Source organism: Nonomuraea fuscirosea (assembly GCF_003001935.1).
GTDB lineage: Bacteria > Actinomycetota > Actinomycetes > Streptosporangiales > Streptosporangiaceae > Nonomuraea > Nonomuraea fuscirosea.
This window is the reverse complement of record NZ_PVNG01000001.1, coordinates 168274-189011: the sequence shown is the minus strand read 5'-3', so window position 1 is coordinate 189011 and position 20738 is coordinate 168274. Positions and strand designations below refer to the sequence as shown.

General features: G+C 71.1%; 20 protein-coding genes. 9 read left to right on the top strand and 11 right to left on the bottom strand.

Going from position 1 to position 20738, the window contains the following annotated elements; genetic code table 11:
- Window positions 1–16: 16 nt before the first annotated feature.
- The 3 genes from B0I32_RS00855 to B0I32_RS00845 form a co-directional block, all read right to left on the bottom strand.
- Window positions 17–1555: an FAD-dependent monooxygenase gene (locus B0I32_RS00855; RefSeq protein ID WP_106234066.1), complete on the bottom strand. Its 1539-nt coding sequence runs from the start codon at window positions 1553–1555 to the stop codon at window positions 17–19.
- Window positions 1556–1891: 336 nt separating this feature from the next.
- Window positions 1892–2839 (bottom strand): MBL fold metallo-hydrolase, encoded by a 948-nt coding sequence (locus B0I32_RS00850; protein WP_106234065.1) that lies wholly within the window; start codon window positions 2837–2839, stop codon window positions 1892–1894.
- A 72-nt stretch (window positions 2840–2911) separates the two neighbouring features.
- On the bottom strand, window positions 2912–3721 hold the full coding sequence (locus B0I32_RS00845) for a 3-hydroxyacyl-CoA dehydrogenase family protein (protein ID WP_106234063.1): 810 nt from the start codon (window positions 3719–3721) through the stop codon (window positions 2912–2914).
- Between the two features lie 97 nt (window positions 3722–3818).
- On the opposite strand from B0I32_RS00845, the gene paaI reads away from it, so the two are divergent.
- From paaI to B0I32_RS00830, 3 genes are read left to right on the top strand one after another with little or no spacing between them, the layout of a single operon-like run.
- Complete coding sequence (gene paaI / locus B0I32_RS00840) at window positions 3819–4187, top strand: hydroxyphenylacetyl-CoA thioesterase PaaI (RefSeq protein ID WP_106234062.1); 369 nt, start codon at window positions 3819–3821, stop codon at window positions 4185–4187.
- Entirely contained in the window at window positions 4184–5482 is a 1299-nt protein-coding gene (gene paaK, locus B0I32_RS00835) for a phenylacetate--CoA ligase PaaK (RefSeq protein ID WP_106234060.1), read from the top strand. The genes paaI and paaK overlap by 4 nt, the downstream gene beginning before the upstream one ends.
- A gap of 4 nt (window positions 5483–5486) precedes the next feature.
- Complete coding sequence (locus B0I32_RS00830) at window positions 5487–6095, top strand: TetR/AcrR family transcriptional regulator (protein ID WP_106234058.1); 609 nt, start codon at window positions 5487–5489, stop codon at window positions 6093–6095.
- 60 nt (window positions 6096–6155) lie between these two features.
- Here the strand turns inward: B0I32_RS00830 and B0I32_RS00825 are convergent, their stop codons facing one another.
- The 4 genes from B0I32_RS00825 to B0I32_RS00810 all read right to left on the bottom strand — a co-directional run bounded on the left by B0I32_RS00825 (window position 6156) and on the right by B0I32_RS00810 (window position 9652).
- Window positions 6156–6980 (bottom strand): hypothetical protein, encoded by an 825-nt coding sequence (locus B0I32_RS00825; RefSeq protein ID WP_245955442.1) that lies wholly within the window; start codon window positions 6978–6980, stop codon window positions 6156–6158.
- A 90-nt stretch (window positions 6981–7070) separates the two neighbouring features.
- Window positions 7071–7370, bottom strand: coding sequence for a DUF4193 domain-containing protein (locus tag B0I32_RS00820; RefSeq protein WP_090929286.1), 300 nt, complete (start codon window positions 7368–7370; stop codon window positions 7071–7073).
- A gap of 321 nt (window positions 7371–7691) precedes the next feature.
- Window positions 7692–8960 carry a sensor histidine kinase gene (locus tag B0I32_RS00815; RefSeq protein WP_106234057.1) on the bottom strand — a complete coding sequence of 423 codons (1269 nt, stop codon included), beginning with the start codon at window positions 8958–8960 and terminating at the stop codon, window positions 7692–7694.
- A 38-nt stretch (window positions 8961–8998) separates the two neighbouring features.
- Window positions 8999–9652 carry a response regulator transcription factor gene (locus tag B0I32_RS00810; RefSeq protein WP_106234055.1) on the bottom strand — a complete coding sequence of 218 codons (654 nt, stop codon included), beginning with the start codon at window positions 9650–9652 and terminating at the stop codon, window positions 8999–9001.
- Between the two features lie 236 nt (window positions 9653–9888).
- Here B0I32_RS00810 and B0I32_RS57395 point away from each other — a divergent pair, with 236 nt between their 5' ends.
- A complete protein-coding gene (locus B0I32_RS57395) occupies window positions 9889–10053 on the top strand; it encodes a hypothetical protein (protein ID WP_165974805.1) in 165 nt (54 codons plus the stop codon).
- A 54-nt stretch (window positions 10054–10107) separates the two neighbouring features.
- Here the strand turns inward: B0I32_RS57395 and B0I32_RS00805 are convergent, their stop codons facing one another.
- Window positions 10108–10896: an inositol monophosphatase family protein gene (locus B0I32_RS00805; protein ID WP_106234053.1), complete on the bottom strand. Its 789-nt coding sequence runs from the start codon at window positions 10894–10896 to the stop codon at window positions 10108–10110.
- The gene (locus B0I32_RS00800; RefSeq protein ID WP_106234052.1) at window positions 10896–12917 is read right to left on the bottom strand and encodes a S9 family peptidase; all 2022 of its coding nucleotides are present in this window, start codon (window positions 12915–12917) and stop codon (window positions 10896–10898) included. The genes B0I32_RS00805 and B0I32_RS00800 overlap by 1 nt, the downstream gene beginning before the upstream one ends.
- Window positions 12918–12928: 11 nt before the next feature.
- Here B0I32_RS00800 and B0I32_RS00795 point away from each other — a divergent pair, with 11 nt between their 5' ends.
- Window positions 12929–13897 carry a ferrochelatase gene (locus tag B0I32_RS00795; protein ID WP_106234050.1) on the top strand — a complete coding sequence of 323 codons (969 nt, stop codon included), beginning with the start codon at window positions 12929–12931 and terminating at the stop codon, window positions 13895–13897.
- 44 nt (window positions 13898–13941) lie between these two features.
- Here B0I32_RS00795 and B0I32_RS00790 read toward each other — a convergent pair whose 3' ends face one another.
- A complete protein-coding gene (locus B0I32_RS00790) occupies window positions 13942–15177 on the bottom strand; it encodes a lytic transglycosylase domain-containing protein (protein WP_106234048.1) in 1236 nt (411 codons plus the stop codon).
- 92 nt (window positions 15178–15269) lie between these two features.
- Here B0I32_RS00790 and B0I32_RS00785 point away from each other — a divergent pair, with 92 nt between their 5' ends.
- The 3 genes from B0I32_RS00785 (at window position 15270) to B0I32_RS00775 (ending at window position 18571) form a co-directional block, all read left to right on the top strand.
- On the top strand, window positions 15270–16472 hold the full coding sequence (locus B0I32_RS00785; protein ID WP_106234046.1) for an MFS transporter: 1203 nt from the start codon (window positions 15270–15272) through the stop codon (window positions 16470–16472).
- 132 nt (window positions 16473–16604) lie between these two features.
- Window positions 16605–17246 (top strand): polysaccharide deacetylase family protein, encoded by a 642-nt coding sequence (locus B0I32_RS00780; RefSeq protein WP_245955439.1) that lies wholly within the window; start codon window positions 16605–16607, stop codon window positions 17244–17246.
- Window positions 17247–17293: 47 nt separating this feature from the next.
- Window positions 17294–18571, top strand: a complete 1278-nt coding sequence (locus B0I32_RS00775; protein ID WP_106234800.1) for a D-arabinono-1,4-lactone oxidase — start codon at window positions 17294–17296, stop codon at window positions 18569–18571.
- 105 nt (window positions 18572–18676) lie between these two features.
- Here B0I32_RS00775 and B0I32_RS57390 read toward each other — a convergent pair whose 3' ends face one another.
- Window positions 18677–19522 (bottom strand): hypothetical protein, encoded by an 846-nt coding sequence (locus B0I32_RS57390; protein WP_181306884.1) that lies wholly within the window; start codon window positions 19520–19522, stop codon window positions 18677–18679.
- 119 nt (window positions 19523–19641) lie between these two features.
- Here B0I32_RS57390 and B0I32_RS00765 point away from each other — a divergent pair, with 119 nt between their 5' ends.
- Complete coding sequence (locus B0I32_RS00765; protein ID WP_146177992.1) at window positions 19642–20604, top strand: protease inhibitor I9 family protein; 963 nt, start codon at window positions 19642–19644, stop codon at window positions 20602–20604.
- Window positions 20605–20738: the final 134 nt, after the last annotated feature.

Sequence of the window (20738 nt, the reverse complement as noted above, 5' to 3'; positions counted from 1 at the left end):
GTCCTCCTCTTGGGGGTCACATGTCAGGCGAGCCGCCGATCGCGCGGCTCATGGCGGCCGCCACCGGCTCAGGCCCCGCATGGGGGATGATCGCGGCGATATGGGAGTCGGGCCTGATGAGCCATGCCTCATCGGGCCCCGCGCCGAGCCTCTCAGCGAGCGAGCCTGTCCCGTCCATCTCCGCGAGCCCGCGTACGGCGAGCGGCGCCCTCATGACCTTGCCCAGGACCTGCACAAACAAACTCGAATCGCACATATCACCCAATAGCACGAGAAATCCATCCCGTGTGAACTGCCGCAACCTCCCCCCGGGCACCAGGACGTCGGGCAGGATGACGCCCGGCGCGGGCGGGCACAGCGCGCCCTTCGGCGGCCGGCCCAGGAAGGGCCGCGACGGCTCGGGCGTGGTGAGCGGTGAGTCGGCGTACCAGAAGGGCTCGGCGAAGCGGCCCGAGTCGACCTCGGCCACCCGCCCGCCCTCCAGCGCGGCCCGCCGCCGCATGCGCTCCTCCACACTCGCCGGCGCGAGGAAGCGCATGGTCGCGGTCGTCACCTCCAGGTTCTCCAGGGCCGCCGCGTGCCGTTCCGCGTGATACGACTCCAGCAGCTCCTCCCCCGCCCACCCGTTGAGCACGAAGGCCAGCTTCCAGGCCGCGTTCTCGGCGTCGGGCACGCCGGAGTTGAGCCCCCGCGCCCCGAACGGCGCCACCAGGTGGGCGCAGTCGCCCGCCAGCAGCACCCGGCCGACGCGCATCCGGGAGGCGACCCGCGAGTGGAAGCGGTAGGTGCTGTGCCACAGCAGCTCGTACGGCCGGTCCCCGACGACCTGCCGGATCTTGCGCGCGATGTCGGCGTCGGCCGGGATGAAGTCGGGCGCGATCTGCCAGTCGATCCGGTACGTGCCGCCGGGGCACGGATGGATGAGCACCTGCCTGCCCGGGTTCCAGATCGGGTCGAAGTAGAAGCGCCGCTCGTTCTCCCAGCCCGGCAGGTCGGCCTTGATGTCGCAGATGAGGAACTGGTCCTCGTACGTCTCCCCGGTGAAGGCGACCCCGAGCGCGCCCCGCAGCGCCTGCGCCCTGGCCCCCGCGCAGGCCAGCACGTAGGGGGCGCGCAGCAGCCGCTGCCCGCAGCGCACGGTGACGCCGGTGGCGTCCTGGGTCAGGCCGGTCACCTCGTGCTCCCAGCGCACCTCGATGAGCGGCTGGGCGGCGATGGCCTCGTCCAGGATCTGCTCGGTGCGGCTCTGGGAGATGTTCACGCAGGCCGGCAGCGGCCCCTCGCGCTCGAACGTCCAGGAGAACAGCTCGCGGTCGCGGTGGTAGGTGCGGGCCGTGGTCCAGGCCAGCCCCTCCTCGGCCACCTTGCCCGCCCCGGCGGCGGCCCAGATGTCGAGCACGTCGCGCTGCTGGCAGATGGACTTCGAGCCGCCGCGGGCCCGGCCCGGCCGCTGGTCGAGCACCAGCACCTGAATGCCCCAGCGGGCCAGCAGCAGCGCGGCGCTCTGCCCGACCGGGCCCGCGCCGATGACGATGACCTGTGCCTCGTCCTTCATCAGATACCTCCGAGAAAACCCCCGCCTTCAGGCGGGGGAGGAATCGGACCCCTGCGGAGCAGGACAGAGGCAGCCGATTCGCCGTCAGGCGAACCGGCGTCAAAAGGCCGCGCGACACGGCACGATCCGTTAATCTGTTCGGCGGTGGCGATAACCAAGCCGCCGGACGAACGATCAGGAACACCCTCGCCGCCGGGCTGGCGGAGAGGCAAAACGCCTGTGGAGCTGGTGTAAGACCTCAACGAGATTTTCCTATCTCGGGCGGGCGACCGGCAGTGAAGCAGGAAGCCTCACGGGCGACCGTGGGAATCCCCCTCCTTTAGGAGGGGGAGGATGTCAAGACTGCAGCTCGTCCCACACCTGCCGGTCGCGCTCCGCGGTCCAGATCCGCGGCCGCTCGACGCCGTGCAGCTCGTCCCAGAGTCTGGAGACGTTGAACGGCAGGCAGTGTTCGAAGATCGGCCACTTGCCGTAACGGGGCTCCAGGGCCCGGTGGGTGCGCTCGAACGCCTCCTTCAGCGACCCGGCGGCGCGGGTCTCGTGCAGCATCACGGTGAGGAAGTCGCGGGTCTGCCCGATGGCCGCGGCCACGCCCGCCTCGCCCCTCGCCACCGCGCCCCTGCCGCCGACCAGCGTCTCCGCGCCGAAGGAGGCCACCCGGTCGAGCGTCGAGGAGGCCCAGTCGCGGTGGAAGGCGTCGCCGGTGTAGAGGGCGGCCTGCGACTCGACCAGGTCGCCGGCGAACATGATCCGCTGCCGCGGCAGCCAGGCCACCAGGTCGCCCTCGGTGTGCCCGCGCCCGCAGTACTGCAGCACCAGGTCGCCGCGCCCGCCGCCGAGGTCGATGGTGAACCGGTCGCTGAACGTCACCGTCGGCCAGGTCAGGCCGGGAATCGAGTCCGGCTCCTGGAACAGGCGGGGCATCCTGGCGTACTCGCTGGCCCAGTCCTGCTCGCCGCGCTCGGCGATCAGCTCGCGGGTCCTCTCGTGCGTCACGATCAGGTCGGCGCCGAACGCCGAGGCGCCGAGCACCCTGACCGCGTGATAGTGCGACAGCACCAGGTAGCGGACCGGCTTGTCAGTGTGCTCGCGCAGCCGGGCCAGCCAGGCGCGGGCGGCCACCGGCGTGGCCAGCGCCTCGAAGCAGACGAGGAAGTCCTCGCCCTCGATCGCGCCCACGTTGGGGTCGCCCTCGGCCGTGAGCGCGTACACGCCCGGGGCGAGCACCTCCAGGGACTGCCTCTTCTCGCCGAGGTCCGCCGACGAGGCGAACGGCTTGGCCATCGCTTCTCCTCCCGCTCGGGCGTGACGCGGCCACGCGCGACCCGGACCAGGGCCAGCTCGTCGGGGACGCGGTCACCATTCGTAGAACCCCTTCCCGCTCTTGCGGCCCAGCTCACCGGCGGCGACCTTGTCGCGCAGCAGCGCGGGCGGCTCGAAGCGCGGCCCGAGCCTGGCGTGCAGGTATTCGGCGATGGCCAGCCGCACGTCCAGACCGACCAGGTCGGTGAGCCTGAGCGGCCCCATGGGATGGCCGTAGCCGAGCGTCATGGCCGTGTCGATGTCGTCAGCCGTCGCCACGCCCTCCGCCAGCATCCGGATGGCCTCAAGGCCGAGCAGCACGCCCAGCCGGCTGGTGGCGAACCCCGGCGAGTCGTTCACCACGACGCTCGTCTTGCCGATGCCCGCCACGATGCCTCTGGCCCGCTCCAGGACCTCGCCCGGCGTGGCCTTGGTGACGACGATCTCGACCAGGCGCTGCACCGGGACGGGATTGAAGAAGTGCAGGCCGACCAGGCGTTCGGGACGGTCGAGCACGGCGGCCAGCTCGGCGATGGACAGCGAGCTGGTGTTGGTGGCCAGCAGCGCCCCCTCCTGGACGGCCGACTCGGCCTCGGCCAGCACCTCGGCCTTCAGCGCCGCGTCCTCGGGCACCGCCTCGACGACCAGGTCGGCGTCCCCTGGCACGGGGCCCATGGTGAGCCTGGCCAGCGCCTCGGCCTTGTCGACCGCGCCCTTGGACTCGGCGATGGCCAGCCCTTCCGCGATGCGCCATCTGGCGGCCTCGGCCTGCGGCTCCTGCACGGTGACGCGCTCGCCCGCGGCCAGGAAGACCTGCGCGATCCCGGCGCCCATGCGCCCTCCGCCGATCACCGCCACCTTCATGGATTCACCCTCTTGACATGGAAGTCCCGACGATGATTTGTTTACCGAACATTCGGTCAGTTGACAAGGGAGACCTTCCTTGGAGAGCGCGCGTCGCATGATGGACGCCGACACCGCCTCCGCCGCCCTGGGCATCGAGCTGACGGAGCTGGGCGCGGGCCGGGCGGTGTGCCGCATGGCCGTGACCGAGCTGATGATCAACGGCCACGGTCTCTGCCACGGCGGTTACGTGTTCCTGCTCGCCGACACGGCGTTCGCGTGCGCGTGCAACTCGCACGGCCCCGTCACGGTCGCGGCCGGGGCGGAGATCACGTTCGTCTCCCCCGCCCACGCGGGCGACGTGCTGGTGGCCGAGGCGGCCGAGCGCACCCGTTTCGGCCGCAGCGGCATCTACGACATCACCGTGCGCCGACCCGACGGTCACGTGGTCGCGGAGTTCCGCGGCCGGAGCCGGGAGCTGAAGTGAGACTTGGCGATCCCCCCGCACCCCACGAGCTCGACCCGATCGAGCGGGTGTCCCGCGACGAGTTGCAGGCGCTCCAGCTGGAACGCCTGCGCCGCACCCTCGACCACGCCTACCGCGACGTCCCCCTCTACCGGGACAAGTTCGACCGGGCCGGGGTGCACCCGAACGACTGCAAAGAGCTCGACGACCTGGCGAAGTTCCCGTTCACCACGAAGCAGGACCTGCGCGACAGCTACCCGTTCGGCATGTTCGCCGTCCCCCGCGAGCGGGTGGCCCGGGTGCACGCCTCCAGCGGCACCACCGGCCGGCCGACCGTGGTCGGCTACACGCAGGGCGACCTGGACGTCTGGGCGGAGGTCATGGCCCGCTCGATCCGCGCCTCCGGCGGGCGGCCCGGCGACATCGTGCACGTGGCGTACGGCTACGGCCTGTTCACCGGCGGGCTGGGCGCCCACTACGGGGCCGAGCGGCTGGGCTGCACGGTGGTGCCCGTCTCCGGCGGCATGACGCAGCGGCAGGTGCTGCTGATCGAGGACTTCCGGCCCGACATCGTCATGATGACGCCGTCGTACATGCTGGCGCTGCTGGACGAGTTCACCGCCAGGGGCCTGGACCCGCGCGCCTCCTCGCCGCGGATCGGGATCTTCGGCGCCGAGCCGTGGACCGAGCGGATGCGCCTGGAGATCGAGGACCGCTTCGACCTGCACGCCGTCGACATCTACGGCCTGTCCGAGGTGATGGGCCCCGGCGTGGCGAACGAGTGCGTCGAGAGCAAGGACGGCCTGCACGTCTGGGAGGACCACTTCTACCCCGAGACCGTCGACCCGTTCACCGGTGAGCCGGCGGAGGTGGGCGAGCTGGTCTTCACCAGCCTGACCAAGGAGGCCATGCCGGTCATCCGCTACCGCACGCGCGACCTGACCCGGCTGCTGCCCGGCACCGCCAGGCCGGCCTTCCGGCGGATGGAGAAGGTCACCGGGCGCACCGACGACATGATCATCCTGCGGGGCGTGAACGTGTTCCCGACCCAGATCGAGGAGGTCGTGCTGGGCGTCGCGGGCCTGTCGCCGCACTTCCAGCTGCACCTCACCCGCCCCGGGCGGCTCGACGTGATGACGGTCAGGGTCGAGGCGCGCCCCGGGCTCGGCGACGGGCGGGACGAGGCGGGCGAACGGCTGCGCCAGGCGGTCAAGGACGTCGTCGGGGTGAGCGTGGAGGTCGAGGTGGTGGACCCCGAGACGCTGGAGCGGTCGGTCGGCAAGCTCAGACGAGTCATCGACAAGCGGGATACTTAGCCACATGGCCACTCCGACCCCCACCCGGCAGCGCAGGCGGGGCCACGATCCCGAGTCCGTGCTGGCCACGGCCGTGGGCGTGTTCAACGAGCGCGGCTACGACGGCACCAGCATGGAAGACCTGGCCAGGGCTCTGGGCGTGACCAAGTCGGCCATCTACTACCACGTGCCGGGCAAGGAGCAGCTGCTGTCGCGGGCGCTGGACCGGGCGCTCGACGGGCTGTTCGAGATGGTGGCCGACGAGCGCGCGTCCTCGGGGGCGGCGATCGAGCGCCTGGAGTGGGTCGTACGCCAGAGCGTGCGGCTGCTCATCGACCGGCTGCCGTACGTGACGCTGCTGCTGCGGGTGCGCGGCAACAGCGGGACGGAGCTGGCGGCGCTGGAGCGGCGGCGGGAGTTCGACCGGTTCATCAGCCGCCTGGTCACGGAGGCGGCGACGGAGGGCAGCATCAGGGCGGACGTGGATCCGGGGCTGGTGACGCGGCTGCTGTTCGGCTCCGTCAACTCGATCACCGAGTGGTACCAGCCGGCCCGCGGCGCCTCGGCCGACGATCTGGCCGACGCGCTGCTCAAGATGACCTTCGGCGGCCTGCGCGTCGATCCGGCCGCTTAGCCGGGCGCTCAGGCGTCGATCCGGCCGCCTGGCCGGGGCGCTCAGGCAGCCGGCGGGCGCTCAGGCTTCGAGCTGGTCCTGGGGCGTCGCGGAGCCGACCGCGCCGGGCGCATCGCCGGAGGGCAGCTTGACGCGCAGGTCCGCGCGGATGGCCTCGCCCAGTTTCTTCGTGGCCATGCGGTTGAGCGCGCCGCCGGCGACCGCGCCGGTCAGGAAGGGCCCGAAGGTGGTCAGGTGGCGGCCCAGCGTCCGCATGAGCCGGTTGCGCAGGGCGGTCTTGGTGGCGGCGCCGAGCGCCAGGGAGACGGACGCGGGGGCCAGCGGGTCGATGCCGCGCTGTTTGGCCCAGGCGGCCGTGAACGCGACCGCGCGCTGGGTGCCGGTGCCCTGGACGTGGACGCCGTAGACCTCGTGCAGCTCGGCCAGCAGCTTGACCTCGATGGCCGCGACGACGATGGTCTCCGCGACGAGCTGGGCGGGGGCGGAGAGCAGGAGGGGTGGCGCGGCGAACTCGGCCGCTGCCAGTGCTCCGCCGATGGCGCCGACCGTCATCGTGGCCTTCTGGGCGGTGCGCACCAGGTCGTCGGCGAGCTCCTCGCCGGTCAGGCCGTGATGATGTTCGGCGAGGGTGTGCAGGTCCCGGATCGGGATGCGCGGCGCGATGTTGAGGAAGACGTCCGCCAGCCAGCGGCCACGGCCCGCGCCGGTCTCCCGGGCCTTCTTGGCCCCGGTGGACAGCGCCCGGGCTAGTCGGCCGAGCAGCCTGCGCCGCTCGGCCGGCTCGAGCTCACCTGGCGCGGTGAGCCTGCCTACGAGCTCGCCGACCTCGCTCTCGGGGTCGGCGACCTCACTGCCTGGTTGACGGTCTTTCTCTGGTACGGCCACGCGATGCCTCCATGTCTCTTGGTCGCGATCGCTCAGGGACGAACCGATGCCGGTCCTCGCCATCTCCCCGAGCCTGCTCGCTCCAGATGATCAGGCGGCGCACTCCCGGCAGACCTGCTGGCCGTTCCTCTCGGAGGCCAGCTGGCTACGGTGATGCACCAGGAAGCAGCGTGAGCAGGTGAACTCGTCGGCCTGACGGGGGATCACCCGCAGGGACAGCTCTTCGTTGGACAGGTCGGCGCCGGGCAGTTCGAGCGACTCGGCCAGATCGGTCTCGTCGATGTCGATACTGCCGGACGACTTGTCCGTGCGCCGCGCCTGAAGTTCCTGAAGGCTGTCCTCCCCCAGGTCGTCATCTGTCTTGCGCGGGCTGTCGTAGTCGGTAGCCATTGTGCTTACTCCATCCCCCTCAGCTATATGTCTTCGCGCTCATCGCGCGTCTTCTAACGCCCGGGAAGCCCATCTTGTGCCCGTTCCGTCGGGGAGATTTCCCATCGGTACCCCGCGGAAACGAACAACGAACCTCCCAACACGTCAGGGCCTGCTGCCGACGGCAATGGTTAGCCAAATATGGCGAAACCCACAGCCTTGGCGTCATGCACCACCGTGTTCGACGGCACATCCAACCACATGTGCGGCGCGAATGAGACGCCCCCCGTGCCTCAACACGCGCATCAACATGCGGACGAACGCGCCGGAACGCCACGAGTGTCAGCGCCTCGGCAGTCTGATGGTCACGACAAGGCCTCCACCTTCGCGTGGCACGGCGGTCACATTTCCGCCGTGCGCCTGTACCACCGCACGGACGATGGACAGCCCGAGCCCTGATCCCTTGGCCGATTCGACACGGTCCGCATGGAGCCTCCTGAAGGGCTCGAACAGGCTGTTCACCTCGTACGCCGGGACGTGCTGCCCCGTGTTGGCCACCTGAACAACCAAGGCACCGTCCGCCATTCCCGTCCGGATCCACACTTTTCCGTTTTCGGGAACGTTGTACTTGACCGCGTTCTCCAGCAGGTTGCTCACGGAGCGCTCCAGGAGCACCGGATCGCCTACGGTAGGCGCGCTGACCAGTTCGGTGGTGACGGTTACGCCGTGCTCCTCGGCGAAGGGCGTGAGCTGTTCCACGGCCGTCTGCGCGACTTCCTGAACGTCGAGCGGTTTACGCACCGCGAGTTCGCGTTCGCTCCTGGCGAGCAGCAGCAGCCCCTCGATCAGCTTCTCGTTGCGCGCGTTGACTTCGAGCAGGGTACGCCCGAGCGCTTTCAGGTCCTCGGACGCCTCAGGATCGGACAGGGCGATCTCCAGGACCGTCCTGTTGATGGTCAGCGGCGTACGCAACTCGTGCGAGGCGTTGGCCACGAACCTGCGCTGCGTGTCGAACGCGACGTTGAGCCGGGCGAGCATGGCGTCGAAGGTGTCGGCCAGCTCCTTCAGCTCGTCGCTCGGGCCCTCCAGGGCGATGCGCTGGTGGGCGAGCGTGCTCTCCGACAGCTTCTTGGCGGTGGCGGTCATCTGCGCGACGGGCTTGAGCGCCCGGTCGGCCACGAAGTAACCGATGATGAGCGCCAGGATCCCCACGCCCACCAGGGCCAAGGGGGCGCTGCCGAGCAGCCCGTCACGGGCGTTGGCGATGGCCAGTTCCTGGAACTTGCGCCAGCTCTTCTGCAGCTGCTCGTTCTCGTAGGGGCCCAGGCCCAGATCAATCGTCGGCCAGGCTGTGCTGATGGCCGTGCCGACGATGGCGTAGACCGAGATGAGCAGCATCGCCCCGGCCCCGAACACGAGCGTGCCGTAGGTGAGTGTCAGCCGCCACCGGATGCTGACCTTTGCCGGGAGCTCCTTCACACGTTCCATGGTGGAGCGCTGAACGGGCTGGTGCGCCGGCGGAGGGGGGCCGTCCCATGCGGGCGGCCCCGTCGGCGGCGGCGGCGCCTCCTGCACCCGCGTCGCCTTCCGCGCCGAATGCGGGCTGATCATGGGGTGCGTCGGCCCCGCCTCGCGTTCTGGCCTTTCAGTCACAACTTGTACCCAACTCCGGGCACGGTCTCGATCACCTGAGGCTCGCCCAGCTTCTTCCGCAGCGTCATCATGGTCACGCGGACCACGTTGGTGAAGGGATCGATGTTCTCGTCCCAGGCCTTGTCCAGCAGGTCCTCCTGGCTGACGACGGCGCCCTCGGCCCGCATCAGCTCTTCGAGCACCGCGAACTCCTTCTTCGTCAGCACGACCTCCTTGCCGTCGCGCTCCACCAGCCGCTTGCCCGGGTCGAGCCGGATGCCGCCGCGCTCCAGCACGGGCGGCAGGGCGGGGGCGGAGCGGCGGCCGAGCGCGCGGACCCGGGCGACCAGCTCGACGAAGACGAACGGCTTGGCGAGGTAGTCGTCGGCCCCGAGGCCGAGCCCCTCCACCTTGTCGTCGACGTCGCCGGACGCGGTCAGCATGAGGATCCGCGAGGCCGTACGCTGCTCGACCAGCCGCCGGCACACCTCGTCGCCGTGGACGACGGGCAGGTCGCGGTCGAGCACGATGACGTCGTAGTCGATGTAGGAGGTCCGTTCGAGCGCGCCGCCGCCGTCGTAGGCGACGTCGACCGCCATCGCCTCGCGCCGCAGCCCCGTCGCGATCGCGTCGGCGAGCACCCGCTCATCCTCTACCACCAGCACTCGCACGCCTGGCACACCTCTTTCCCGATTCTGGGCCCTCATTGTGCCCACCACCTCGATAAGCGCACGGTAAGGCATGTTCGGGACGAGCTGACCCCGGGAGAGACGGCGCCAGGAGAATTTCATGTTTCGGAAGGCGACAACCTGGGGTATGCCTGCGGGACACCCATTGCCCAGTCTTCATCCGGCAATGGGGTAACTTCGCCCCCCCACACGGATCGGACCCCCAGAGAGTAGGTGAGATGGGCGAGTTCACGACCACGATCGAACACCGCCTCGACCAGGCTTACAAGGGCCTTCGGGAGGCCCGCAGCGTCGGCGACGACTACCTCGCCGACACCCTCACCGCCGAGATCGAGGACCTGCGACGGCTGGCCGACGATCACGGCATCCCGTTGCCCCGCTAGCTGACGCGAAACGGCCGGAGCCAGGCTCCGGCCGTTTCGCTCCCGACACCTTCGTCAGCCGTCACGTTCGGGGTTCAGCCCTGCCAGCAGATCGTGCAGTTCCTCGAACAGTCCCGGGGCCGCGCACAGCGCGAAGTCGGGGCTGACCGGTCTGCCGTGCAGCCCGCCCAGCCTGGCGCCCGACTCGGTGGCCACCAGCCCGGCCGCCGAGAAGTCCCACTGGTTGACCCCGCGCTCGTAGTAGGCGTCCACCCGGCCCGCCGCCAGCGAGCACATGTCGATGGCGCACGAGCCGCCGCGCCGGATGTCACGCACGCGCGGCACGACCTGCCCCACCACCTCGCCCTGGACGGCCCGCCGCTCCTTGAAGTAGCCGAACCCGGTGGCGACCAGGGCCTGTGAAAGCGGCACGCCCGTGTTGCAGCGCAGCCGCTCCGGCCCGAGCCAGGCGCCCTCGCCGAGCGCGGCGGTGAAGACCTCGCCGCGCGCCGGCACGTTGACGACGCCCGCCACGACCTGGCCCTCGACCTCCACGGCGATCGACACGGCCCAGTCGGGCAGGCCGTACAGGAAGTTGACGGTGCCGTCGATCGGGTCGACGATCCACCGCACGTCGGACTCGCCGGGCGCCTCACCGCCCTCCTCGCCGAGGATCCTGTCGCCGGGCCTGGCCGACAGGATGCGGTCGCGGATCAGCTCCTCCGACGCCTTGTCCAGCGTGGTGACGACGTCGGTGGGGCTGGACTTGGTCTCGATCTCGGCCGACATGGTCGGCCGCTTGGCCAGGATCATCTCCCCCGCCTCGCGGGCGATGTCCTCGGCGAGTCTCAGGAAGTCCGTCATCACGCCACCGAGTCCGGACGCTTCCACTCCTGGCCGAGCACGTGCTGGGCGAGGAAGGCGAGCACGGTCTCGTACCAGGCGACGGCGTTGCCCGGCTTGAGGATCCAGTGGTTCTCGTCGGGGAAGTAGAGGAACTTCGAGTCCACCTCCGTGCGGCGCAGGTCCCACCACAGCCGCAGGCCCTCGCCGATCGGCACCCGGTAGTCCTTGTCGCCGTGGATGACGAGCAGCGGGGTGGTGATCTTGTCGAGCGAGTGGTGCGGCGACAGCAGCTGGTAGCGCTCGCCGCCGGGTACGCCGAACTCGCGCTGCCAGTACATGGCCGCGTCGGTGGTGCCGGCGAACTGGTCGAGGTGCCACAGCGAGGCGTGGGTGACGATGGCCTGGTAGCGGTCGGTGTGGCCGGCGAGCCAGTTGGCCATGTAGCCGCCGAACGAGCCGCCCAGCGCGGCGACGCGCTCGCTGTCGATGTCGTCCCTGGCCAGGGCCACGTCCACGATCGCGTCGAGGTCGGCCTGGGTGCGCGGGCCCCAGTTGCCCCAGCCGCGGTCGATCATCTCCTGGCCGTAGCCGGTGGACAGGCAGGGGTCGGGCAGCAGGACGGCGTACCCGTGCTGGGCCATGATCCACGCCTGCCAGCGCCACTGCCAGTCGTTCCAGGAGGCCACCGGGCCGCCGTGGATGAACAGCAGGAACGGCGCGGGGTCGGCGGCGGAGGCGCCCTCAGGCAGGACGAGCCAGCCGCGGACGGTGGCGCCGTCGTCGGCGGTGGCGGAGATCTCGGTCAGCGTGCCGGGCACCTCGGGGCGCGGCGCGGGCGTGGGCAGGTCGGCGATGTCGCCGGTGGCGGCGTCGATCCTGGCCGGCCCCGGCGCGAGGTTGACGGCGCTGCGCAGCGCGTAGACGAACCGGCCGTCGGGGGACGGGCTGAGCCCGAGGTAGGCGGCGTCGTCCTGGGTCAGCCTCTCCGCGTCGCCGTCGAGCGGGACGCGGAAGATCGGGCGGCGGCCCTGGTGGTCGGCCACGAGGTAGACGGCGGAGCTGTCCGGCGCCCATTCGAGGTCCATCGGGAACAGGTCGGGCGCGTACGCGCGGCCCTCGCCGGTGGCGAGGTCGGCGATCCACAGCTCGCTGCGGGCCGAGACGTCGAAGCCGGTGTGCCGATCGCGCGAGCAGGCGATCCTGCTCCCGTCGGGAGAGACCGCCAGCGGGCCGGTGAAGTCGTGGGCCTCGTCGCTGAGCAGCGGCCGCCGCTCACCGCTGGCCACGTCAATGGCCACCAGGTCGGTGCGCCACTGGCCGTTCGGCAGGTATTCGCGCCAGGTGGTGATCACGGTGGCGCCGTCGGGGGTCAGCTCGAACCCGCCCTCGCGCAGCGCCTCGCCCGCATCGGGGGTCAGGTCGCGTACGTCCTCCAGGCGGTCCGCGCCGAGCCTGGCCGCGAACAGCCGGGGCCGTCCGGGCCCGAGGTCGTGGTCCCAGAACCGGACGGGGTAGCCCTCGTGCAGGATGGCGCTGATCCCGGCGTCCTTGCGGGCCTTGCGCTTGTCCTGCTCGGCCGCCTCCTCCCCGTCGAGCACGTCGGAGGAGAACACGACCACGTCGCCGGCCGTGCGCACGGCGCCGATGCCGCCGGGCCTGGCGGCCACCTGGCGGGCCTCACCGCCCGCGCGGGGCAGCAGCCACAGCGACGGCACCTCGTCGGTGGAGTCCTTGACGGTCACGTCGGGCCGCGCCGAGGTGAACAGCACGTCCCCGGCCGCGGTGAAGACGGCGGCGGACTCACCCTTGGCCGAGCGCGTCAGCCGGTACGGCTCGCCGTCCACGGGAATGGCCCAGAGCGCGGTGCCGAACGACTTGCCGTCAGGGTTGAGGGACTGGACGGTGGAGACGAGTCTGGAGCCGTCGGGCGATAGCCGCAGCGACAGAACCCGGGGGATGGCCACATAGTCACGTATGTCGTTGAATGCGCTCACCCGATCGAACCTACCTCGCGGAGGAGACCGGAGGCACTCCCGCATAGGGTTGTCACGTGGGAATTTACGACGCCTTGCTGGTCCTGTCGTTCGGCGGTCCCGAGGGGCCCGACGACGTGATGCCGTTCCTGGAGAACGTCGTGCGCGGGCGGGGCGTGCCCCGCGAGCGGCTGCTCGAAGTGGCCGAGCACTACCAGAGCTTCGGCGGGGTCAGCCCGATCAACGAGCAGAACCGCGCGCTGGTCGAGGCGCTGCGCCCGGTCGCCGGAGTGCCGGTCTACTGGGGCAACCGCAACTGGCACCCGTTCGGCGAGGACACCGTGCGCCGGATGAAGGACGACGGCGTCAGGAAGGCGGCCGTGTTCGCCACCTCCGCGTTCGCCGGCTACTCCAGTTGCCGGCAGTACTACGAGGACATCGACCGGATCTCCGTCGAGGGCGGCCCCGAGCTGGTCAAGATGCGCCACTACGGCGAGCACCCCGGGTTCGTGGCCGCGATGGCCGACCGCGTCCGCGCGGCGCTCGACCGGCTCGGGCGCGACGACGCGCGGCTCGTCTTCACCGCCCACAGCATCCCCGTCTCGATGGCCGAGACGGCCGGGCCGTCCGGCGGGCTCTACGAGGCGCAGCTGCGCAGGAGCGCCGAGCTGGTCAGCCGGGCGCTCGGCCGTGACCAGCCGTGGGACCTGGTGTGGCAGTCGCGCAGCGGCCCGCCGCAGGTGCCGTGGCTGGAGCCGGACGTGTGCGACCATCTGCGCAAGATCGACGCCGGATCCGTGGTGCTGGTGCCGATCGGGTTCGTCTCCGACCACATGGAGGTCGTCTACGACCTCGACACCGAGGCGAAGGCGGTGGCGGCGGAGCTGGGCCTGCCGATGGAGCGCGCCGCTACGGCGGGCACCCATCCGCGGTTCGTCCAGATGGTGCGCGAGCTGCTGGAGGAGCCGGAGCCGGCGCCGTGCCCGCTCACCTGCTGCCCACCCCCGCGCCGCCGGCCCCAACCGGCCGCCGCCGCTCAGGCGTAGGCGCGGGAGCGGGCCACGGCTCAGGCGCGGGCGTACGGCACGGCTCAGGCGTAGGTGCGGGCGTAGGCCTCGGCGATGCCCATGACCTTGTTCACGTAGTCCCACGAGTGGTTGTAGAACCAGATCGCCTTACGCAGCCGCTCGCCGCCCTGGCCGGCCTTGTTCGCGCACAGGTAGTTGGCCGCGCCGGGCACGGCGTCGTACGGACTCCAGATGTCCTTCTTGCCGTCACCGTCGCCGTCGACCCCGTAGTGCTTCCAGGTGGCGGGCATGAACTGCATCGGCCCGAGAGCGCCCGCGCTCGAAGGGCCGTTGTTGCGCCCGTGGCTGCTCTCCACCTGCCCGATCGCGGCCAGCACCGTCCAGGACAGGCCGGGGCAGCGGGTGGCCGAGGCCTTGTAGAGCTCCAGGTAGCTGCCGGGGCGGCCGACCGTGACCTGCTGCGGCTGACCCTGCTGCGGCTGATCCTGGGACGGCTGGTCCTGGGACGGCTGCCGCTGCTTGGGGACGCGGGCGGAGGCGTCCAGCATGACGATCTGGGCGCCCTTGCCGAGCAGCCGGCGTACGCCCGACTCGCGGATCCTGCCCTCCTTGCCGTGCAGCAGCACCGCCACGCCCTGCGCGAACCCCAGCGTCCGGCCCAGGTCAGCGCTGACGAGCCCGTCCACGCCGTGCAGCCCGAGCGGGGCCGAGGCCGCGACGCGCAGCCGAGGCCCGCCGTCCACCTGGTACATGGCGCCCAGGATCATGCCGAACTTGCGCATCGCGGCGGCGTCGGCCACCAGCTCGCCCCTGGCCAGCGCCTGCCACACGGCGGGCTGGTCGGCGACGGGCTGCGGCGTCCAGGAGCGGAAGTCCGCCGGGTCCACCGCCAGCAGGTTGATCGAGGTGCCCGACACCTTGACCGCGCCCGCGTCCACCACGGTCGCCTTGCGCACACTGGCGAGCTCGCCGAGGCGGAACCTGGTCTGCTTGGGCACGGTGCCGGGGGCGATGGCCAGCACGCGCGGCGGCGTCGCGGTGACCTTGGCGCCTGATCGCGCGAGGTCCTTGACCGGCTGCTTGACCGGCTCCTTGATCGGGGCCGCCGTGGGCACCAGCTCGTCGAGGCGCGGCGCGGGCGACTGGGGCGGGCTGGGCTGCCTGCGTACGGCCGGCTCCTGGGCGGTGGTGACCACGTCGTCGCCCACGAGCACGACGACCCCACCGGCCGCCGCCGTGGCGGCGAGCACGGCGATGACCATGAGCATGACCGCACGGAACGAGGGAAGACCCGACACCCGGGACACGTTAACTCACCCCGCCCGAAACCGACTTGCCATCCGGACATACGGTGCGCAATGGTTAGCTGCTTGCGTAAGGGGGAAACAGCGTGGTCGGGCCTTACCGGGGATTGTTCGACAGGCCCGGCGTCAAAGCGTTCGTGCTGGCCGGTCTCATCGGCCGGATGCCGATGTCGATGCTCGGCATCGGCATCATCCTGCTGATCTCCACCTTGACCGGCTCGTACGCCACCGCCGGGGCGGTCGCCGCCACCACCAACGTCGCCTTCGCCGTCGCCGCGCCGCTGTCGGGCCGGCTGGTGGACAGGTTCGGGCAGGGGCGGGTGATCCCGCCGTTCGCCGTCGTCAACGCGGTCGCGCTGGCGGCCCTCATGGTCGCCGCCGGGTGGGAGCTGTCCGACTGGACGTTCTACGCCAGCGGGCTCGTCGTGGGCGCCACCTCGCTGTCGATCGGCTCGATGGTGCGGGCCCGCTGGTCGGTCATCTACGGCGGCTCCGGCAGGCTGCACACCGCGTTCGCGTTCGAGTCGGTGGCCGACGAGGTCGTCTTCGTCACCGGGCCCGCCTTGGTCACGGTGCTGGCGACCAGCGTGAACCCGTACGCGGGACTGATCGTGGCGCTGTTGTGCATGCTGGGCGGCAGCCTGGCGCTGGCCACGCAGCACGGCACCCAGCCGCCCGTGCAGGAGGTCAGGTCGTCGGCGGGCTCGCCCATCCTGATCCCCGGCATCGCCCTGCTGGCCTGCGTCTCCCTGGCGCTGGGCGCGATCTTCGGCTCGGTCGACCTGATCACGGTGGCCTTCGCCGACGAGCACGGCGCGAAGGGGGCCGCCGGGTTCCTGCTGGCCGCGTTCGCGGGCGGGTCGATGGTCTCGGGGCTGTGGTTCGGCTCGCGGAACTGGCGGATCCCGCTGCCCAAGCGGTTCGTCAGGGCGCTCGGGCTGTTCGTGGTGGGGCTGGTGCCGATCATGTTCATCGGCAGCCCGTGGATCATGGCGGGAGCGCTGTTCCTGGCCGGGTTCGCCATCTCCCCGACGCTCATCACGGTCTTCTCGATCACCGAGCGGATGGTGCCGCAGTCGCTGCTCACCGAGGGCATGGCCTGGATCTCGACCGCGATCGGGTTCGGGGTGGCGCTGGGCTCGTGGGCGGGCGGGGCGCTCACCGAGGCGTACGGCGCGTCCAGCGCGTACGTCTTCTCCGTCTGCGCCGCCGCCCTGGCCGTGGCGGTGGGAATCGGAGGTTCGGGTTTGCTGAGACTTCCCGAGGCTCCTTCACCGTCGCAGACGTGATCCGCTACCGTCGGGACATCCCTCGCAACACCCATCACACCGGAAGCTTTTGTTATGTCCCGACGAATCACATCACTTCTAGCAATCGCGGCTGTCTGCGTCGCTGTCGCCCCGGCGCCGGCGTCCGCTCAGGTGCCCAAGGAGCCCATCGACTGTTCGCAGGTCAAGTGCATCGCGCTGACCTTCGACGACGGACCGGGCAAGTACGCCGGCACGCTGCTCGACACGCTCAAGAAGAACGGCGCCAAGGCGACGTTCTTCCTTGAGGGCCAATACGTGAAGAGCCGCCCCTCCTACGTCAAGCGCATGGTCGCCGAGGGTCACGAGCTCGGCAACCACAGCTACAGCCACCCCGACTTCACCAAGAGTGAGGCCGGGACCATCAAGAGCGAGATCCAGAAGACCCAGGACGCGGTGAAGAAGGCGGCGGGCGTCGAGCCCAAGCTGCTGCGCCCGCCGTACGGGCTGGCCGACCTCCAGGTCTCCGACATCGCCGCCGAGTTCGGCATGCCGATGATCCTGTGGACCGCCGGCTCCCAGGACTGGAGCTCCAAGAACGTCAAGGCCATCCAGAAGCAGACGCTGGCCGTGGCCAAGCCCAACGGCATCATCCTGATGCACGACTGGGTCAAGCAGACCGTGGACGGCATGCCGTCGCTCATCAAGACGCTGAAGAACAAGGGCTATCACCTGGTGACGGTCTCCGACGTGATCAAGAGCCAGAACCTCGAGCCCGGCGACATCTACCCCGTTCCGGAGGGCTGGGAGAAGTGAGTATCGTTCGCGTCTAACGCAACGATGCTCTTTTCCAAGGGGTGCTCGTGACCTTCGTGAACTGGGCCCGCAACCAGTCGGGCACCCCCGCCGAGGTGCGTACCCCCGCCTCCGTCGAGGACGTCGTACGCGCCGTCCGGGACGCCGCCGCCTCAGGGCGGCGCGTCCGCATGATCGGGACGGGCCACTCCTTCACCGGAGTGGCCCTGACCGACGGCATCATGCTCCGCCCCGGCGCGCTGACGGGGATCAGGTCGTACGGGGACGGCCTCGTCACCGTGGCGGCCGGGACCCCGCTGCGCGCGCTCAACGAACTGCTCGCCGAACGCGGCCTGGCCCTGGCGAACATGGGCGACATCACCGAGCAGACCGTCGCCGGCGCCATCCAGACCGGCACCCACGGCACCGGCCGCGACAGCGGCGGCCTCGCCGACCAGGTCGCCGAGCTGGAACTCGTCCTCGCCGACGGCTCCGTGACCACCGCCGCACCGGGCGAGGACCTCTTCGACGCGGCCCGCGTGGGGCTCGGCGCCCTCGGGATCCTGACGGCCGTGACGTTCCGGGTAGAACCCGCGTTCCTGCTGCACAACCGGCGGCGCAAGCTCGCGCTCAGTGACATCCTGCGCTCGCTCGACGACCTGACCGCGGCGAACGAGCACCTCGACTTCTTCTGGCTGCCGCACACCGACGCCTGCCTGGTCAAGACCAACAACCGCAGCCCGGGCCCGGCCCGGCCGCCCGGCGCGGTGCGGCACTGGCTGGACAACGTGTTCCTGGAGAACACCCTCTTCGGCGCCGCCTGCGCGCTCGGCGCCCGCTCCCCCGGGCTCATCCCGAAGATCAACGCCGTCAGCGCGGCGGCGCTGGGCGACTCGGAGTCGGTGGACGCGTCGTACAAGGTGTTCACGGCGCGGCGGGACGTGCGCTTCCTGGAGATGGAGTACGCCGTCCCGCGCGAGCGCCTGGCCCAGGCCCTGCGCGAGACCGGGGACCTGATCGGGCGGATGGACTGGAAGATCACTTTTCCGGTGGAGGTGCGGGTGACGCCGCCCAGCGACGCGTGGCTGTCCACGGCGTACGGGCGGCCGACGGCGTACGTCGCCTGCCACGTCTATCGGCCGACGCCGAACCCCGCCTACTTCGCGGGCGTCGAGGAGATCATGACCCGCCTGGACGGGCGTCCTCACTGGGGCAAGCTGCACACGCGCGACGCCGCCTACCTGGCCAAGGTGTACCCGCGCCACGCCGACTTCGCCGCCCTGCGCGACCGCCTCGACCCGGGGCGCCTGTTCACCAACGACTACCTGGACACCGTGCTCGGCTGACCCCGCTCAGCCCGCCGACCCGTCATCCCGCCGCTGAGCGAGTCGCCAGGGGACGCTCCGGCCGGACAGCCGGCCACCACGGACCACCCCCGGCCGGACGACAGGTCACCAGAGGCGGTCCCGGCCGGCGGGATGGTCTTCCGGGTCGTCCCGGCCCGCGGGCGGAGACGGCTCCTCGGTGGCCGACGGCGCCTCGTCGGTCCCGTCCGGCTGCTCGGGCTGCTCCTGCGGCGGCGCGTCCGTCGTTCCCTGCGACGGCTCCACCGGCTCCGACCGGGTGGGCGTCGGCGTGGGCGTGGGACGCGCGTCCGGCGTCCTGCTCGGGGTCGGGGTGGGGGTCGGCGTGGGCGTCGGGGTCGGGGTCGGGGTGGCGGGCTCGCGGGTGAAGGTGTGCGGCGGGTACGCGGGCGCCCGGTTCTCCGGCTCGCGGGTGACCGGCGTCCTGTGTTCGCGCGCCTTCACCGGCGCCTTCCCGGTGACCTGCTCGTGCACCGTCCGCTCGGCCACCGCCTGGTAGACCAGGATGCTCCCCATGCTGACCGCGAACACCGTCGCCGCCGCCACACCGACCTTGATCCACGGCAGCCCGCGCCCCGGCCCGCGTACGGCCGGCATCACCAGCGTGCTCCCAGCGTCACCCGAGGCCGTGCGCGGGGTCGTCTCCCGGTCGGCCGGGGTCGCGTGCGCGGCGGCCGCCAGCAGGCCGCCCTGCTCGGGGTCGCGTCCCCCCTTCGGGACCAGGGTGTGGTGTTTGACCCGTTCTCCGGTGCGCTTGAGGTAGTGCGTGTAGATCGCCGTCGCGACCGAGCTGGCGACGCTGACCACCGCCGCCCCGATCACCGTGCCCGCCACGCCCAGGTACGACGCGGCCACCGCGGCCGTCACCGCGGCCAGGGCACTGCCCAGGATCTGTGGGACGCTCAGCTCGAACCTCCGCTGCCCGTCACTCATCCCCCGGTTCAGTCCTTCCTCGTCATGCGTTCGGTGTTGGTAAAGAGCTGTCTCGTGAATAGACGCGAGTGCGTGTCCTGTTGTTCCTGTGACCTGCGCGACAGGCACCCTTATAGCTCGTGCCCCGACGACTCGGCCTGCCCTCCGTTTACCTCGCCGCGGCCGTGGCCACGGCCGCCGCGACCGCCGTACCCTCCGCCATGACGCCCGCCTCGGGTCTCGCCCTGCGTCCCTCGCTGTCCGAGCCCGCCCGCCCGTACATCGTCATCGCCCGCAGCCGGGTGGCCGCCCGCGACCTCGTCGGCGAGGTCCGCTGGCGGGTGCGCCGCTACTACACCTCGGCGCTGCCCGGCTTCGCCACCTTCCTCACCGCCTCCGAGCTGGACGACCTGCGCGCCGACCGGCGGGTGCGCTCGATCGAGCCCGACCGCCAGATCCGCCCCATGACCGGCGCCAGACCCTCCCGCCCGTACGCCGTGGAGGCGGAGGGCGCGGGCGTCACCGTGTACGTCGTGGACAGCGGCGTCGAGACGGGCACGGAGACCGGGGGCCGGCGGATCTTCGGTGACCGGGCCTGGCGGGCCTTCGACGCCACCGGCGGCACCGGACGCGACTGCGGCGGCCACGGCACGCAGTCCGCCTCCCGCACGCACGGCGTCGCGCCGGAGGCCGGCCTCGCCTCCGTCCGGGTGCTCGGCTGCGGCGGCTCGGGCACGCTGTCGGACGTCCTGGCCGGGCTGGACTGGATCCGCAGGCACGCCAGAGGACCCGCCGTGACGAGCATGGCGATCGACGGCGCCGGCTCCCCCGCCCTCGACCGCGCCGCGCGGTCGCTGGTACGTAAAGGCGTGTTCGTGGTCGGAGCCTCATCCACCGGCACATGTCACGTCACTCCGGATGGCCGGGCATACTCTCCGCACACCCCGTATCTCGCCGGCGCCGCCGCCCGTCACCTGGAACTTCACCCCGAAGCCGGCCCCGCCGCGCTCGCCACGTGGCTGAAGTGCACACCCACCCGTGCCGCGATTCGCCAGAACCCGTCGAGGGCATCTAACCTCCTCATGCGCGATGGCGGGCTCTAGAGTGATGGATTCCACAAATGTGACCGGCGTCACAACGCCTGCGGGCTATCCCAGGAAGGCGATGTTCGGACATGCCGGGTACGGTGCTGGCAGGCAACCGGCACACGCGAGAGACTCAAGGGTCCGGGGGAAGA

What these genes read in the sequence shown, in the direction of transcription:
- B0I32_RS00855 (WP_106234066.1), bottom strand. Translation starts at nt 1,555, where the DNA reads ATGAAGGACGAGGCACAGGTCATCGTCATCGGCGCGGGCCCGGTCGGG.
- B0I32_RS00850 (WP_106234065.1), bottom strand. Translation starts at nt 2,839, where the DNA reads ATGGCCAAGCCGTTCGCCTCGTCGGCGGACCTCGGCGAGAAGAGGCAG.
- B0I32_RS00845 (WP_106234063.1), bottom strand. Translation starts at nt 3,721, where the DNA reads ATGAAGGTGGCGGTGATCGGCGGAGGGCGCATGGGCGCCGGGATCGCG.
- paaI (WP_106234062.1), top strand. Translation starts at nt 3,819, where the DNA reads ATGATGGACGCCGACACCGCCTCCGCCGCCCTGGGCATCGAGCTGACG.
- B0I32_RS00830 (WP_106234058.1), top strand. Translation starts at nt 5,487, where the DNA reads ATGGCCACTCCGACCCCCACCCGGCAGCGCAGGCGGGGCCACGATCCC.
- B0I32_RS00820 (WP_090929286.1), bottom strand. Translation starts at nt 7,370, where the DNA reads ATGGCTACCGACTACGACAGCCCGCGCAAGACAGATGACGACCTGGGG.
- B0I32_RS00815 (WP_106234057.1), bottom strand. Translation starts at nt 8,960, where the DNA reads ATGATCAGCCCGCATTCGGCGCGGAAGGCGACGCGGGTGCAGGAGGCG.
- B0I32_RS57395 (WP_165974805.1), top strand. Translation starts at nt 9,889, where the DNA reads ATGGGCGAGTTCACGACCACGATCGAACACCGCCTCGACCAGGCTTAC.
- B0I32_RS00805 (WP_106234053.1), bottom strand. Translation starts at nt 10,896, where the DNA reads ATGACGGACTTCCTGAGACTCGCCGAGGACATCGCCCGCGAGGCGGGG.
- B0I32_RS00800 (WP_106234052.1), bottom strand. Translation starts at nt 12,917, where the DNA reads ATGCGGGAGTGCCTCCGGTCTCCTCCGCGAGGTAGGTTCGATCGGGTG.
- B0I32_RS57390 (WP_181306884.1), bottom strand. Translation starts at nt 19,522, where the DNA reads ATGAGTGACGGGCAGCGGAGGTTCGAGCTGAGCGTCCCACAGATCCTG.